At 63.7% G+C, this 15,297-nt stretch carries 15 protein-coding genes and 1 pseudogene; 9 read left to right on the top strand and 7 right to left on the bottom strand.

The features are described from left to right. On the top strand, positions 1-324 hold the full coding sequence (locus tag IVB12_RS00420) for a YkgJ family cysteine cluster protein (RefSeq protein ID WP_247294541.1): 324 nt from the start codon (positions 1-3) through the stop codon (positions 322-324). Here IVB12_RS00420 and IVB12_RS00415 read toward each other — a convergent pair. Both IVB12_RS00415 and IVB12_RS00410 read right to left on the bottom strand, forming a co-directional pair. Then, entirely contained in the window at positions 321-731 is a 411-nt protein-coding gene (locus IVB12_RS00415; protein WP_247294539.1) for a hypothetical protein, read from the bottom strand. The genes IVB12_RS00420 and IVB12_RS00415 overlap by 4 nt on opposite strands. Positions 732-916: 185 nt before the next feature. Then, entirely contained in the window at positions 917-1,264 is a 348-nt protein-coding gene (locus IVB12_RS00410; RefSeq protein WP_247277938.1) for a DUF3307 domain-containing protein, read from the bottom strand. 402 nt (positions 1,265-1,666) lie between these two features. On the opposite strand from IVB12_RS00410, the pseudogene IVB12_RS00400 reads away from it, so the two are divergent. The 4 genes and pseudogenes from IVB12_RS00400 (at position 1,667) to IVB12_RS00385 (ending at position 5,521) form a co-directional block, all read left to right on the top strand. Continuing rightward, positions 1,667-3,111 (top strand): annotated as a pseudogene (locus tag IVB12_RS00400) (TAXI family TRAP transporter solute-binding subunit). A gap of 124 nt (positions 3,112-3,235) precedes the next feature. After that, positions 3,236-3,454, top strand: a complete 219-nt coding sequence (locus IVB12_RS00395) for a hypothetical protein (RefSeq protein WP_247294533.1) — start codon at positions 3,236-3,238, stop codon at positions 3,452-3,454. Positions 3,455-3,616: 162 nt separating this feature from the next. Further along, positions 3,617-4,726 carry a cyclic nucleotide-gated ion channel gene (locus IVB12_RS00390; protein WP_247294532.1) on the top strand — a complete coding sequence of 370 codons (1,110 nt, stop codon included), beginning with the start codon at positions 3,617-3,619 and terminating at the stop codon, positions 4,724-4,726. A gap of 12 nt (positions 4,727-4,738) precedes the next feature. Further along, on the top strand, positions 4,739-5,521 hold the full coding sequence (locus IVB12_RS00385) for an enoyl-CoA hydratase/isomerase family protein (protein ID WP_247294531.1): 783 nt from the start codon (positions 4,739-4,741) through the stop codon (positions 5,519-5,521). A 72-nt stretch (positions 5,522-5,593) separates the two neighbouring features. On the opposite strand, the gene IVB12_RS00380 is transcribed toward IVB12_RS00385, so the two are convergent. Continuing rightward, entirely contained in the window at positions 5,594-6,238 is a 645-nt protein-coding gene (locus IVB12_RS00380; RefSeq protein WP_247294530.1) for a glutathione S-transferase family protein, read from the bottom strand. 89 nt (positions 6,239-6,327) lie between these two features. Here IVB12_RS00380 and IVB12_RS00375 point away from each other — a divergent pair, with 89 nt between their 5' ends. Both IVB12_RS00375 and IVB12_RS00370 read left to right on the top strand, forming a co-directional pair. After that, positions 6,328-7,308, top strand: coding sequence for a YafY family protein (locus tag IVB12_RS00375; RefSeq protein ID WP_247294528.1), 981 nt, complete (start codon positions 6,328-6,330; stop codon positions 7,306-7,308). 135 nt (positions 7,309-7,443) lie between these two features. After that, a complete protein-coding gene (locus IVB12_RS00370; RefSeq protein ID WP_247294526.1) occupies positions 7,444-7,692 on the top strand; it encodes a hypothetical protein in 249 nt (82 codons plus the stop codon). A 61-nt stretch (positions 7,693-7,753) separates the two neighbouring features. Here the strand turns inward: IVB12_RS00370 and IVB12_RS00365 are convergent, their stop codons facing one another. The 3 genes from IVB12_RS00365 to IVB12_RS00355 all read right to left on the bottom strand — a co-directional run bounded on the left by IVB12_RS00365 (position 7,754) and on the right by IVB12_RS00355 (position 10,691). Next, positions 7,754-8,701, bottom strand: coding sequence for a fatty acid desaturase (locus IVB12_RS00365; RefSeq protein ID WP_247294524.1), 948 nt, complete (start codon positions 8,699-8,701; stop codon positions 7,754-7,756). A 14-nt stretch (positions 8,702-8,715) separates the two neighbouring features. Further along, positions 8,716-9,732 carry an alpha/beta fold hydrolase gene (locus tag IVB12_RS00360; protein WP_247294522.1) on the bottom strand — a complete coding sequence of 339 codons (1,017 nt, stop codon included), beginning with the start codon at positions 9,730-9,732 and terminating at the stop codon, positions 8,716-8,718. A 155-nt stretch (positions 9,733-9,887) separates the two neighbouring features. Further along, positions 9,888-10,691 carry an MBL fold metallo-hydrolase gene (locus IVB12_RS00355; RefSeq protein WP_247294520.1) on the bottom strand — a complete coding sequence of 268 codons (804 nt, stop codon included), beginning with the start codon at positions 10,689-10,691 and terminating at the stop codon, positions 9,888-9,890. A gap of 185 nt (positions 10,692-10,876) precedes the next feature. Between IVB12_RS00355 and IVB12_RS00350 the strand changes: the two genes are divergently transcribed. Then, positions 10,877-12,076: an MFS transporter gene (locus IVB12_RS00350; RefSeq protein WP_247294518.1), complete on the top strand. Its 1,200-nt coding sequence runs from the start codon at positions 10,877-10,879 to the stop codon at positions 12,074-12,076. A 134-nt stretch (positions 12,077-12,210) separates the two neighbouring features. Here IVB12_RS00350 and IVB12_RS00345 read toward each other — a convergent pair whose 3' ends face one another. Next, on the bottom strand, positions 12,211-13,824 hold the full coding sequence (locus IVB12_RS00345) for an acyl-CoA synthetase (protein WP_247294516.1): 1,614 nt from the start codon (positions 13,822-13,824) through the stop codon (positions 12,211-12,213). Between the two features lie 211 nt (positions 13,825-14,035). Between IVB12_RS00345 and IVB12_RS00340 the strand changes: the two genes are divergently transcribed. Continuing rightward, positions 14,036-15,238, top strand: a complete 1,203-nt coding sequence (locus tag IVB12_RS00340) for an ABC transporter substrate-binding protein (RefSeq protein ID WP_247294514.1) — start codon at positions 14,036-14,038, stop codon at positions 15,236-15,238. The last annotated feature ends 59 nt before the right edge of the window (positions 15,239-15,297 follow it).

The following is a 15,297-nucleotide window of genomic DNA, read 5'->3' as shown; positions in this document are numbered from 1 at the left end:
ATGGAACAGATCTCGCCGCTCGATCCGTCGAGCTGTTGCCAGAGTTGCGGTGCCTGCTGCGGCTATTCGGCGAACTGGCCGCGCTTCTCGATCGAGAGCGACGAAGAGCTTGCAGCTATCCCGGAGGCGCTCGTCAACGCGCGCCAATCCGGGATGCGCTGCGAGGGCGATCGCTGCTCGGCGTTAAAGGGAGAGATCGGCACGACGACGGCATGCGGCATCTACGCGGTGCGGCCGGAGGTGTGCCGCACCTGCATGCCGGGTGACGCCGAATGCACGATGGCGCGGCGGAAATTCGGGCTCCCGGCGCTAGAGGCCGTCTAAGCCGGAACGGCTACGCCGATCTCGCCGCTGATCTCGTCGTCGAGCTCGTCCTCGAGCGGGGCCAGCACCGAGAGCGGCTTGGTCGACAGCGTGATCGGCTTGCGCCCGCCCGAGAGCGACGGCGAGGATTTCGCAGCGCCTGCGCGCGACAGCGCATAGAGCGTCGAACCGACGCGGCCGCCGTTCTCGATCAGGTCGCGCTCGCTACAGCTTGCGGCGATCGCGAGCGCCAGCGGATGCAGATGGCTGCGGCGATAGCAGAACAGCGCCAGCCTGGCGCGCGCGTCAGGGGCAACACTCTCGACCAACCTTGGCAGGCCACTCTCGCTGGCGCGGTACATCTCGCCAAGGAGCTCGTCGCGGACCGGGCAGAAATCGCTTTCAAAGGTGTCGCGGCTTGAAAACATTGCAGTTCTCCCTCGTGTACGGAAGATGCCGCGCAATTCTCTAACGAAAGGTTAACCACGCCGCCCGGTAGTCACCCGGGGTCCTTGCGCCCTGGCCGCGAATCGCGGGACGCGACTGCCGCCACAGCGCTCTGGCCGCGCCTTTATGCCGGTCAGGAATTGCCCCGCATCGCGCTAGCCCGGGCTCAGTTCGCCGCCATGAAGATGGAGAGGCCGAAGCCGGTGAGGTGATGCAGTGCCTGATCGACGCCGATCAGGGTCCAGAACCAGGGGTGCGCCATGTCGACACCGAAATTGGCCGAGACCAATCCCTTGGCGCGGTCGATCGTGATGTGGATCACGAAATCGATGAATGCCACGAACCAGAATTTCGGGGCCACGATCAGGATCAGCGGCAACGCAACCGCAAGGTGAACGAGGCAGTGCACCAAAAGCGGCAGGGCCCAGCCGTGCTTCTGATCCTTACCCTGCGCCATCCAGGCGGTCTGGAGGACGAAATCGGCGATGATGTGCTTGAAGGTGAGCAGCAGCATCCAGCCAATGAGCGCTTCAACCGGAACCGCCGATGACATGGGTGGAAACGACAAGCTGACGCCCTCATGACGTGACAAGAAAAATTGGAGCGTTCAGCGCAACTTCTTCTTGGACCGGTCAAACGGCCGGGACCTGTGATTTATGACATCTCCCGCGGCGGAATGCAGCCGGGGGGAACCGGAAAATCATCAACTGTGGCTAACTGGTGATAGGATGACCAATCGCCGCGGTGGCGCCGAGTAAGGTTACCTACGGCTCGAAATTTGCATTCCGCGACCTTGGCGCTATCATCACCGGTAGAGAAATACGTTCTTTTTTCAGGCGTTTACGAATTACAAGCGCCCGCTGCGCTTCCCGTCCACGCGCCGCCGCCAGCCAAAGAATAAGGCCAGAGTGCTGCCATGAGTGCTGAAGGCCCCACCGCATCACCGATCGAGCCTCCGCCCCGGCGCCCCAAAGTGATCAAGACCAACCAGCAGCAGGTTTTCCTCTACGTCGTGCTGACTCTGCTGCTGTCGCTTGCCACCGTCTGGGCCGGCCGCACGTTGGTGCACAATTCGGAAACGCTGACCTTTGCCGTCGGCGGGCCCAATAGCGACGAGGCGCTGTTCGCGGCCAAGCTCGCCGCTCTCCTGAAGAACAACGCCTCGCGCTTTCGGATCAAGATTGCCAACAATGCGGACAACGGCAAGGCGATCGCACAGTTCGACCGCAAGCAGGCCGACCTCGCCGTGCTGCGCACGGACGCAAAAGTGCCGCTGCGGGCGCGCACGCTTGCGGTCCTCGAGCACGATCTCGTGCTCCTGCTTGGTCCCGGCAACAGAAGATCAAGTCGCTCGCCGAGTTGAAAAAGAAGAAGGTCGCGGTCCTCGCCGAGAACGAATCCTCGCTCGCCTTCGTCCGCAGTGTTCTCGACGTCCCCGACGGCCCCGATGCCACGAAAATCCAGATGGCGCCGCAGGGCGCAACGTTCGACAAGCTGTTTGCCCCGGCAAATGGCTTTGGCGCGGTGATTGCCATCGTCCACGCCTCCAGAGCTGTCAGGGACAAGTCCTATCAGCAGGTCGCCAAGCGCGGCGGCTTCACGCTCAACGCGATCGATGAGGCCAAGGCCCTGGCGCGCAAATTCCCGGGCATTTCCGACGAGACGCTGACAGCGGGCACGTTATCGACATCCCCGCAAATTCCCGAGGACGATCTCGACACCATCGGGCTCGAATGGCTCCTGGTCGCACAATCGAGGATGTCGCCGACCACCGCAGGCGAGCTCGCGCGCATCGTCTACGAGAACAAATCCGCGCTCGGGCTCGACAACGGCTTTGCCACCAGGATAGAGCCGGCCTCTGTCGAGAAGGATGCCTTCGTGATCGCGCATCGGGGCGCCGCCGATTACATCAACGACGACACCAAGTCGTTCATGGATAAGTACAGCGACCTGCTGTATCTGGGCGCCGCCGCGTTCAGCATCATCGGCTCGATCTTCGCTGCGATCTACGCCAAGATCACGAGGATCGCGCCGGAGAAGGCCAGCGAGCTCTCCACCGCCATTCTCGACATCGGCGAGCGGATCGAGCACGCCCATTCGCTGGATCAGCTCGAGTGCCTCCAGGATGAGTTGGAGAGCATCTTGCGCGGGGCCGTCATTGGACTCAGAGACGGTACGATCAGCACCGACGGGCTCGATACCTTCAAGCTCGGCTATGAGCTCGTCCGCGACGAGATCGGGATGCGCCGCGACTATCTGAAACGTCATGCCAGTGAGAATGAACAGGCCGCCCGCGATGCCGGCTCGCCCCAGCACGACGATAGCAATGTCGTGGTGGTCAAGACTGCCCAGAGCGCCTGATCCGCGGGTTTGATGCCCTCAGCTCGGGCTGACGGACGTCCTGCCCGGGAGATCGACGGCAGGAACTCAGGAACCGTCACCAGCCACAACCGTTGGCTCCCGGATTGCAACCGGAGAACGCGCCATGCGTACACTCCTCGTCATCTTCCTGCTGGGAATGCTGGCGGCGGTTGGCTATTTCGCCTATTCCGCCATGGCGGTCGAAGGCGAGCCGATCCCGGCGGAAGGCTATTGGGCCCTCGCGCTGGGGGCCGGATTTTCCGTCGTCGTCGGCATTGGCCTGATGGTGCTGCTGTTTTTCAGCAGCCGCCGCGGCTACGACGAGCCACCGCATTTCAGGTAGCGTCTCTCGGCTTGGCGCTCCGCCAGGCACCTTGCCTGCCCTCAGTGTCCGCCCCCGACGACGCTGCGGCCCGAGGCCGTCGTTGACGGCCTAGGCCCGGGCGGGCACTTTGGTCCTGAAGTCCCAGCCGGGACCACGAGCCAGAACCGAGCCGCCTTCCCCATGTCCAAGCCGCTGATCTCCGCTCTGGCCCAGTTCGCGGCCGCCACGGCCGGCCGCAACATGACCAAGGCGGCCTATGTGGCCGTCGGCGTTGGCGTGCTCGGCATGGTGCTGCTGACGGTCAATCCGGCTTATGAGGCGTCGCGCCGCTGGGTCGATATCCTGCTGTGGGCCTGCCTCCTCTATTTCGTATTCGAGTGGCTGGTCCGGCTGCGCCATATGGCGCGGCAGGGGCGGCTTTCGCTCTACATGTCGTCCTCGGCCGGCATCGTCGACGCGGTCGGAGCGCTGGCCGTGCCGACTGCGCTGGTTCTCGGCGTCGAGCCGAAGACGGCATGGCTGCTCAGCGTGCTCTGGGTGCTGAAGGTGGTGCCGGGCATTCCGGGCTTGCGGCAGCTGCGCCGCGTGCTGGTGCTGGAATCGGGACCGCTGATCAGCGTGCTCGTGATCTTCTTGATGGTGATCTTCCTCGCCTCGGTCGCCGAATATTTCCTGGAACGGGACGTGCAGCCGCAGACGTTTGGCAGCGTCCCTGCCGCGCTATGGTGGGCCGTCGCCACACTGACGACGACGGGCTATGGCGACGTCGTGCCGATCACTCCACTCGGACGCATGGTGGCGGCGCTGGTCATGATCTCCGGCCTCGGCGTGTTCGGGCTATGGACCGGTATTCTGGCGACCGGCTTTGCCGCGGAGACCAGGCGCGACAATTTCCTCAAGACCTGGGAATCCGTCAGCAAGGTGCCGTTCTTCGCGGCGCTCGGGCCTGCGGCCATCGCCGACGTCACCCACATGCTGCGTACCATGGAGCTGCCAGCACGCACCGTAGTCATCCGCAAGGACACGCAAGGCGACTGCATGTATTTCATCGCCGCCGGCGAGGTCGAGGTCGACCTGCCCGGCAAGAAGGTGCAGCTCGGCGAGGGTGCCTTCTTCGGTGAGATGGCGCTGCTCGGCAACAACAAGCGCGGCGCCAATGTCTCGACCACGAAAGTGTCGCGGCTGTTGGTGCTCGACCTCGTCGATTTCCGCGTGCTGATGGCGCGGCATCCCGAGCTCGCCAAGACCATCGACGCCGAGGCGAAGCGGCGCGCGCTCGAAAACACATGAATGGAGACAAGAATGTCGGACGCAGCCGACGCGACCAGCCCCGTGCTCGAAATCACTGGCGCACGCGCCACGATCCGCCTCAATAGACCAAAGCATCTCAACCGGCTCCAGGCGGAGGATCTTGGCGAACTGGTCAAATTGTTCGACCGAATCGAGAGCGATCCTGAGATCCGCGTGCTGGTGCTCACCGGCACCGGGCGCGCCTTCTCCGCGGGCTACGATCTCAATTCGGTGGCGGAACGCGCTGTCAGCGCCCAGGAGCAGCAGAGCGCGGGCTCGGCTTTCGAGGCGGTCGTCAATCGGCTCGAGGATTTGGGCGTACCGACGATCTGCCGGCTCAACGGCGGCGTCTATGGCGGCTCGACCGACCTCGCGCTGGCCTGCGATTTCCGCATCGGCGTCGACACCGCCGAGATGTTCATGCCGGCGGCGCGGCTCGGGCTGCATTATTACCCGAGCGGCATCAAACGCTACGTGACCCGGCTCGGCGTCGACAATGCCAAGAAACTGTTTCTGACCGCGCAGAAGATCAGCGCTCCCGAAATGCTGCGCATCGGCTATCTCACTGCCATGGAGCCGCTGGAATTCCTGGACGAGGAGGTCGACAGGCTCGCCACTATCCTCGCCGGCAACGCGCCGCAGGCGATGCGCGGCATGAAGCGCGCCATCAACGAATTCGCCCGCGGGGAGCTGGACGAAGCCGCCGCCGACCAGCGTCACCGCGACAGTATGCGCGGCGACGAGATCAAGGAAGGCATCAAGGCGTTCGCGGAGAAGCGGCCGCCGCGGTTTTGAGAGCTTGTGGCCGACGATGCCGCCCCATATTGCATCGTCGTCCCGACCAGCGCGCCGCGGGCGCGCGACCCATCACCCTCCAGCGGCCGCCGCATGCTGCGCGGCCATCTCCTCATCCGCCGCATTGATGCGCTGGAACGCAGGCCGCGATGTCATGCGCTCGGCATAGCGGACGAAAACGTCCTTCTTCGGCACGATACCGAACATCATGGTCCAGCTTAACGCGACGCCCCACAGCACGTCCGCCGCCGTCATGCGCTCGCCGAGCAGATACGGCCCCTTCGCCAGCTGCGTCTCGAGGGCGCCCAGCATGGTGTCGTAATCGGCATAGGGCGATTGCGTGATCGGCGCCGGCTCGCGCTGCATGAACTTGTCGATGAGGGCCGGTTCGAAGGATGAGCCGTAATAGGCAATCCAGCGCAGGTAGGGCCCGCGCAGCGGATCGTTCAACGCGGGCGTCAGCCCCGCCTGCGGGAAGAGATCGGCGAGATAGATGGTGATGGCGACCTGCTCGGTCACAAGCGCCTCGCCGTGGCGGACCGCGGGCACCTTGCCGAGCGGGTTGATGGCGAGATAGGCGGGCTTGCGCTGCTCGCCGGCCTTCATGTTGAGGACATGGAGATCATAGGGGGCACCCAACTCCTCCAGCAGCACCCGCGTGCCGGTGGCGCGGCTCTGGGGCGAATAATACAGCGTGATGCGGTTCGGATCGGTCATGGCGGGTCTCCCATCTGGCCTTTTGGCTATAGTGCAGCTTGTAGCGGAGCATACCTGACATCTTGTGTCAGGTATGATCTAAGGAGATCATGCGCGCGAGCCGGATGTTGTCGATCCTCACCACCCTCCAGGCCAAGGGGCAGGTCACCGCGCCCGAGCTGGCGGAAGCCTGCGAGGTGTCGGTGCGCACGATCTATCGCGACATCGATGCGCTCGCTGCGTCCGGCGTGCCTGTCTACGCCGACCGCGGCGCCGAGGGCGGCTATCGCCTGCTCGACGGCTATCGCGTGCGGCTGAACGGACTGTCGCAAAGCGAGGCAGGCGCGCTGTTCCTGGCGGGATTGCCGGGCCCGGCCGCGGCGCTCGGGCTCGACGCCGCGATGATCGCCGCGCAGAACAAGTTGATGGCGGCGCTGCCCGCGAATCTGCGCGAGGACGCCGGACGGATGCAGGAGCGATTTCACCTGGACGCGCCGGGCTGGTTCGGCGAGGCCGAAGAGCCAAAGCATCTGCGCACCATCGCTGGCGCAGCTTTGCGCGGGACGCTGATCAAGATCCGCTACCAGAGCTGGCGCGCTGAGAAGCAGCGCCGCGTCGCTCCGCTCGGCCTCGTGCTGAAGGGCGGCAGCTGGTATCTCGCAGGGCAAGTCGACGGCAATGTGCGCACCTACCGCGTTGCGCGGGTGCTCGACTGCACGGCGCTCGACGATCGCTTCGATCGTCCCGCCGGGTTCGATCTCGCTTCTTACTGGCAGGCCGCGACACTTCGTCTCGAGGCCGAGATGCACCCCAATGTGGCGATCGTCCGGCTGTCGCCATTCGGCGTCAAGCTGCTGGACGCGTTGAGCCAGCCTTACGTCAAGGCACGCACGCAGCTTGAAGCTACCGCCGACGCAGACGGCTGGCGCATCGCCAGGGTCCCGGTCGGCAAGACGTCATGGCATGCCGCGGCCGAACTGCTGCGGTTGGGCCCCGAGGCCGAAGTGCTGGAGCCCGCCGATCTCCGCGACAAGATGATCGAGCTGACGCAGGCGATGGCCGCACGCTATCACGTGACGCGGAAAGCCTGACGGCGGCACTATTGTCGCGGCGCACGAAACAATCCTGAAACACGATTCTCAGCCAACGCCATGAACGCATTCGCGTCTCGGTCCGACCGAGATGCAGGGACACAACAATGGCACTGCGCCAAATGGAGAATGAAGATGTTTCGTAAGCTTGCACTTGGTCTGATCGCTGCCGGCTCGCTCGGCGTTGCCGCGCTCGCCCCCACCGCCGCCTCGGCCGGCGGCTTCCATCACCATTGGGGCCATCACCATTGGGGTCCCGGCTGGGGCTTTGGCGGCGTCTACGTCAACACCGGCGTCAGCAACTGTTACCAGGAGCGCCTCATCCAGACCCGTCACGGCCTGCGCGTGCGCGTCGTGAATGTCTGCGCCTACGGGATCTACTGATACCTCGCATCGTCGACAGAGCCCCGATCGCTCCGCGATCGGGGCCTTTGCGTTGAGCTAGCTAGCCAAGCTGCCGCTGCCGACGAAACCAGGCCCAGGTCTCGCGCGTCGTTCTGATGTAGCCGCGGCCGCGATGGACGATCTCGCTATCGACGATCTCGTTCAGCTTCGGCAGCGCATGAAAGGGGATCGAGGGATAGGCGTGATGCTCGATATGATAGGGCATATTCCACGCGAACCATTTGACGATCGCGCCGGTATAGGTCGTGCGGGTATTCTGGAAGGCGCTGCGGGTGCGGTCGCAGCCAGTATGCTCGGCGTAGAGATAGGGCCGCAGGAACAACTGCCCGACCACGAGCGGGACGGTCCAGACCCAGAGCAGCATGGCCGACGAGAGCCACAGCGACAGCGCAAGCAACATCGCGTAGAGCGCGACATAGGCGCGCGCCTCGGCCACGATGATGGCGCGTTTGCTCTCAGGGATCCAGGGCACGACGACCTTGCCGGTGACGGCATGGCCGAGCATCAGCCATAGCCGGCCGGCGACCTGAAGCAGGCCGCTATAGGCGATCGCGAGCTGGGTGTCGGATTTCGGCTTCACGCCGACGATCAGCTCGGGGTCTTTGTCCGGATCCTGGGTGTAGCGGTGGTGATCCCAGTGGAACAGGCAATAATATTCGTAAGGCAATCCGATGATGAAAGCCGAGAGATAGCCAACAGCGAGATTGAGGCCGCGGCTTTTGAAAGCGGTCTTGTGCGCTGTCTCGTGCACCGCCATGAACAGGAAGGCAACGATATAGCCCTGCACAGCCATCAACGGCAGCGCCCAGAGCACGCCATGGCGCGATGCGACCATCCAAATCAGCATGCCCACCAGCACGATCGCGCCATAATGACCGAGGCTCTGCGCCGCGCCCCTGAGGTCGGAGCGGACCGACAATTGGCGCAGCATCGCCGGTGTCAGCGGTTTCAAGCGATGGCCGGGATCTGAAACGGTTGTGTCAGCCATGTCCGAATGCCTGCCTACCTGCTGAGAAGCGCTGCGATCTCGGCCTTGATGAAAGCCTGATCGCGCGGATTGTTGACGGGGTTGCCGGCGCGATGGCCGTGCAGCGACGGGATCGGATGCAATACCGCCGATTTCGCGCTGGTCAACCGGCCGAGCTCATCTTCGTTGTCGCGGACGTCGAAATAGCGATCGGTCGCACCGGGCATCAGCAACATATGTGCCTTGATCGCGGCGAGCGCGCGGCCGAAATCGCCACCGAATGCGGCGCAGCGGCTGACATCGCCATTCTGCCAGATCTCGATCTGCGCCAGGAGATCGTTGGCGTCGCGTCGCGCAAAGGCGGCATCCCAGCCACGCACGAGATAATCTTCGAGCGAGGTGAAACCGGCGTCGCGCCAAATCTCGTCGCGATAGAAGCCGTGCGACATCGCCCAGCCGGCATAGACACGTCCCATCGCGCGGTAGCCGGCGACGGGCTTCTCGACGAAGCGGCCATCGCGGAAGGCGGGATCGGCGGTCAGGGCGGCCTTCACGCTTTCCAGAAAGACATGATTATAGGGCGCGCAGCGCGCGCTGCCGCAGACGATCGCTGCGCGCTCCACCATATCAGGGTGCAGCGCCACCCAATGATAGGCCTGCATACCGCCCATCGACCAGCCATAGACCAGCGCGAGCTTCGAGATGCCGAAACATTCGGTGAGCAGCCGGTGCTGGACCGAGATCGCGTCGTGATAGGTGACCTTCGGGAACGGCGCGGCGGTATTCGACGGCGATGAGGACAGGCCGTTGCCGAACAGGTTCGGTATGATGATGAAGTAGCGTGTTGGATCGAGCACGCCGTCGGGCCCGATCAGCCATTCGGTGTCGACGTGCTGCGCGCTGAAGGAGGTCGGGTAGAGGATGACGTTGTCCCTGGCCCAGCTCAGCGTTCCATAAGTCTTGTAGGCGAGCTTCAGCCCGGGAAAGACGGTGCCGGACTGGAGCGTGACGTCGCCGGCCTCGAATATCTCGTAATCGCTCGCTGCCGTCATGGGCCAAACTCCCGCTCACGCATCGCAAGGCGTGCGGCGTTTGGCAATGCACCGATCATGCCGAATCCACCAGCGCGCCATCGCGCCCGCACTCAATAATGTACTTATAGTACAGTTATTCTGGCGCGGCAAGCGCTCCCAAACCGGCATGTGACTCAGGCGATGGCCGCCAGATAGCGTGCGACCGAGGCAGCAAAAGCGGCCTTGGCGCCTGCGGCGACGTTGCGGCCCCACCAGGCGCCATAGATGCGGTCGAAGGCGAGCGGCTCGACGGCAGATGCGATCCGCCGCACCGCGGCGGCGTTGAGCGGCATGTAGTTGGGGTAGGAATACATGAAGCTGACGAACCGGCGATCCATCGTCACCTGCACGATATCGCCGGTGAGCAGCGCGCCCCTGCCGTCCGCACCATGCCGCCAGTGCAACACGGTGGCACCGGCGAAATGACCGCCGGTGCGCAGCAGCAGCACGTCGTCGGAGATGCGGTGGTAATCGCCGGTCCAGTGCACGATCGATGCATGCGGCCGCGTCACCCATTGGCGATCATCTGCGTGTAGATAGACCGGCACGCCGCCGAACGCCTCGCTCCAGTCGGCGAGCGCGCCATAATAATGCGGATGCGAGATCGCGATCGCCTTCAGTTCGCCGAGCGAACGCACATGCGCAATCGCCTCTGGTGTTGCCAGCGGTATGCAGTCCCACATCATGCAGCCGCCGCTGAGCGGGACCAGCAGCGCGCGCTGGCCGATAGCGAAGCTCGGCTCGAGCGAGAGGCCGGTCAGGCCGAGATCGTCGCGCCAGACGACGCCGTGGCGTTCTGCCAGCGCCTCGCGCGTCAGGAAACTTTGCCCTTTCCAGCCCACAAACTGCCGTTCGTCCTCGCAGATCGGACAGGATGCGGGCGGACGTCCGCTGTCCGGAAATTGCGCGCCGCAGGTTTCGCAAGTCCAGAGTGGCATGGCCGAGATCCTGATTGAGACAGTCGCAAGTATGACATGACGTCGCGGTCCTGCGATCGCAAGGGCGATCGGAACCAACGCGACGAGCGCAGGTTAGGTTCTGGTCCGCCCGGGCATCTATGGGCCCGAACCCTCCGCCTCATGCGAGATCCTATTCGATCGGCAGCATTGCGTTCAGCGTCTCGATGACATCGCGCCCTTCACCGTCTCGTATCTGGCCCCTATTCGCGCTCAACTTCTTCATGGCCGACATGCAGTCGGGCATCGGGCCGTTCGTCGGCGTCTTCCTCCAGGAGCGCGGCTGGGCGAGTGGATTGATCGGCACTGCACTGACGATCGGCAACGTCGCGGGCATGTTGATCACCACCCCGATCGGCGGCTTAATCGATTCCAGCCGCAACAAGCGCATGTGGGTCGTCATCCCCGGCATCTGCGTGGTGCTGGCATCTGCAATCATCCTGATCTCGCAAAATTTCTGGGCCGTCACCTTTTCCCAGGTCGCCCAATCGCTGGCGAGCGCCGCGATCGTGCCAGCGGTGACAGGCATCACGCTCGGCATCGCCAAGCAGAAGGGCTTCAACGCGCTCAACGGCCGCAATCAGGCATTCAACCACGCCGGCAACATGGTCGGCGCCGCGCTGTCGGGCTATCTCGGCTACAAGTTCGGCTATGTCGCCGTGTTCGTGCTGGCGGCCATATTCGGCGCGATCGCGATCGCCTGCGTGCTGATGATTCCTGCCAAGGCGATCGACGATCGCGCCGCGCGCGGCAGCAAGGAGGACGATTCCAAAGCTCCGCCGGATGCGATGACGATGCTGCTCAAGCACAAGCCGCTGCTCGTGTTGGCACTCGCGCTCGCCCTTTTCCATCTCGGCAATGCCGCGATCGTGCCACTCTATGGACTTGCGGCAGTGGCCGACGGCCAGGCCAATGGCCCGAGCTTCGTCGCGACCACTGTCGTGATCGCGCAGGGCGTGATGATCGTGACCTCGCTGATCGCGATGAAGGCCGCGAGCAAGCGCAATTACTGGCCGGTGATCCTCATCTCCTTCATGTTCCTGCCCATCCGCGGCGTGCTCGCTTTCTTCGTCACGGGATGGTGGGGCGTCGTGCCGATGCAGGTGCTCGACGGCATCGGCACCGGACTCCAGACCGTTGCCGTCCCCGGCATGGTCGCGCGGTCGCTTAACGGAACCGGTCGCATCAATCTAGGCCAAGGCGCGGTAATCACGGTGCAGGGCGTCGGCGCGAGCTTCAGTCCCGCGCTCGGTGGCTGGATCGCGCAATGGATCGGCTACGGCCCGACGTTCCTGCTGCTCGGCAGCTTTGGGCTAGCCTCGATGGCGCTGTGGCTGGCGTTCGCCGCGACGGTGAAGAAGTATTGAGGGCGCATCTCCGCAATGACGATGTGGAAACGCTGTTGTTCCAAGGCTGACCGTGGAGTCGCGGGGCTCCCTCACCCGGGATTCTCTCTCAAATTCCAGCTCTCCCGGCACGCATGGAGAGGCGAAAAGCGCGTTCATGTTCCAAAATTCTTCTGGATCGCCTTGTCGAGCGTGTCGCCGCCGACGAAGCGCTGGCGCAGCTCCCGCTTGAGCAGTTTGCCGCTCGGATTCTTCGGCAAGCTATCCACGAAGATGACGCGCTTGGGCACCTTGAAATGCGCCATCTGGCCGGCGCAATGCTTGATGACGGCCTCTTCGTCCAGCGTCTCGCCGTTCTTGACCACGATAATCGCGGTCACCGCCTCGATCCAGCGCGGATCGGGCAGGCCGACGACGGCGACCTCGGACACAGCGGGGATGCGGTAGACCATTTCCTCGACCTCGCGGCTTGCGACGTTCTCGCCGCCGGTCTTGATCATGTCCTTGACGCGATCGACCACGGTGATGTGGCCCTCGTCGTCGACGGTCGCGAGATCGCCCGAGTGAAACCAGCCGCCTGAAAACGCCGCCGCGGTCTTCACCGGATCGTTGTAATAGCCGGAGAGCAGATGCGGCGAGCGGTGCACGATCTCCCCGACCTCACCCACCTTGACGTCCTCCATGGCAGTGTTGACCACCCGCGTCTCGACGTTGAGCACCGGCTTGCCGGCCGAGCCGGCCTTGCGCAACTGATCCTCCGGTCGCAGCACGGTCGCGAGTGGCGCAATCTCGGTCTGGCCGTAGAAATTCCAGAATCTGACGTTGGGCAGGCGGCGCTGCAGTTCGAGCAGCACCTCCACCGGCATGATTGAAGCGCCGTAATAGCCCTTCTGCAAGCTTGACAGGTCGGTCTTGTCGAAATTCGGCGAGCGCAGCATCGCGATCCAGATCGTCGGCGGCGCGAAGAACGAGGTGATCTTGTGCGCCTGGATGTGCGCCAGGATGTTGTCGGCGGTCGGCTTGCCCGTGATCACGCCGGAAGCGCCGAGATAGATTTGCGGCCCCAGAAAGACGTCGAGCTGGGCGCAATGATAGAGCGGCAATGCGTGCAGGAACTTGTCATCCACGCTCATGCCGCCGTCGATGATGCAGCTAACATACTGCCACATCACGGCTTCATGGGTCAGCATCGCGCCCTTGGGCAGCGATTCCGTGCCGCTGGTATAGACGATTTGTGCGAGATCGCGGCTGTCGACCGACGCGTCCAGGAACGAGCCGTCGGCATGCAAGATATCATCGAAGGTGGTGAGGCCCGAAGGTGCCGTGGCCGGATCCTCGCCCGGCACCCAGATCATCTTCTCGACGGCGCAATCCTTGGCGCTGGCCGCGCGCCCTGGCTCGACGAAATCAGGACCGGTTGCGAGCAGCTTTGCCCCAGAACTCTTCAGGATGAAGTTGATCTCGTCCGGATTGAGCATGAAGTTGATCGGCACCAGCACGGCGCCGATCCGTGCCACGGCAAAGCGAAGCGCCGCGAAGGCGTGCGAATTGCGCGAGAGCACGGCGAGACGGTCGCCTTTTTTGACGCCGAGACGGACCAAGCCGCGGCCGAGCCGGTTGCAGATCATGTCCATCTCGGCAAAGCTCCAGCTCACATCGCCGCAGCTCACCGCGAGCTTGCTCGGCTCGCGGCCTGCCGACCGACGTAGGAGATCGCCGATGGAATGCTCGCGGGCTTTCGCGATGGTGGCTGCGGTATCGCTGGTCATTTCCGTCCCCTGATTTGCGATCTGCGCGGAGCCGGCCCGAACAGTCGTCAGGCGGGTTGCATGCGCACGCTTCCCATGTTTGCGCAAACCGTAGTTGGCGCGATCGCCCGCGTCAATTCAGCCGGTGAGCGCGGCGCCGTTACGCAAGAATTGGCACTTCAGAGAGGCAATCTGGGCTGGTGCACCAATTATAAATATCAGAGGAAATGCCATGTGTCGGATTATGCGTGCCGCTTTCGCGGCCGGACTCGCCGTGCTCGCGACCAGCCCGTCTTCTGCCCAGCAGGCACCGCTCAAGATCGGCGTGCTCTCCGACTTCTCCTCCGTCTATTCCGACATCGGCGGCATGGGGAACGTCGAGGCCACCAAAATGGCGATCGAGGATTTTGGCGGACAGATGTTCGGCAAGCCGATCGACCTGGCCTCGGCCGACGTGCTCAACAAGCCCGACGTTGCCTCCACCATCGCCCGCAAATGGTGGGAGACCGAGGGCGTCGACATGATCATCGACCTGCCGACTTCGGCCACTGCGCTCGCGGTGATGGAGCTGTCGAAGCAGTACGAAAAGATCATGATCGTAACCGATGCGGCCAGCTCCGACATCACCGGGAAATCCTGCTCGCCTTACACCGCTCACTGGACTTACGACACCTATTCCAACGCCCACACCGTCGGCAGCGCCATCGTCAAGAACGGCGGCGACAGCTGGTTCTTTCTCACCGCGGACTACGTGTTCGGCCATTCCATCGAGCGCGACACCGGCGAAGTGGTGAGGGCGGCTGGCGGCAAGGTGCTCGGCAGCGTCAAGCATCCGCTCAACACCGCGGACTTCTCGTCATTCCTGCTCCAGGCCCAGGCCTCCAAGGCCAAGATCATCGGGCTCGCCAATGGCGGCGGCGACACCATCAACGCGATCAAGCAGGCCGGCGAGTTCGGCATCGTCGCCGGCGGCCAGAACCTGGCTGCGATCGTGATGTTCATCTCCGACGTGCACAGCCTTGGGCTCAAACTCGCGCAGGGGCTGATCGTCACCGAGGCCTATTACTGGGATCTCAACGACAGGACCCGCGCCTTCGGCAAGCGCTTCCTGGAGCGCGTCAAGCGCATGCCGACGATGAACCAGGCCGCGACCTACAGCGCCACGCTGCATTACCTCAAGGCCGTGCAGGCCGCGGGCACGAAGGACACCAAGACGGTCATGGCCAAGATGCGCGAGCTGCCGGTGCGCGACGCCTTCACCGACAACGGCGTACTGCGAGAGGACGGCCGCATGGTGCACAGCATGTACCTGTTCCAGGTGAAGAAGCCGGAGGAATCGAAGGTGCCATGGGACTACTACAAATTGCTCGCCGAGGTGCCCACCGACCAGGCGTTTCGGCCGTTGAAGGACGGTGGCTGTCCGCTGGTGAAGTGAGGCTCGCGGCAAGCATAGAACCCGTCGGTCGGCCTCAGTTCGTTCGCAGTGACGCTGAG

The organism is Bradyrhizobium sp. 179, from assembly GCF_023073535.1.
Taxonomy (GTDB): Bacteria; Pseudomonadota; Alphaproteobacteria; order Rhizobiales; family Xanthobacteraceae; genus Bradyrhizobium.
The sequence above is the reverse complement of the archived record's forward strand: the minus strand, read 5'-3'. Positions and strand labels throughout refer to the sequence as shown.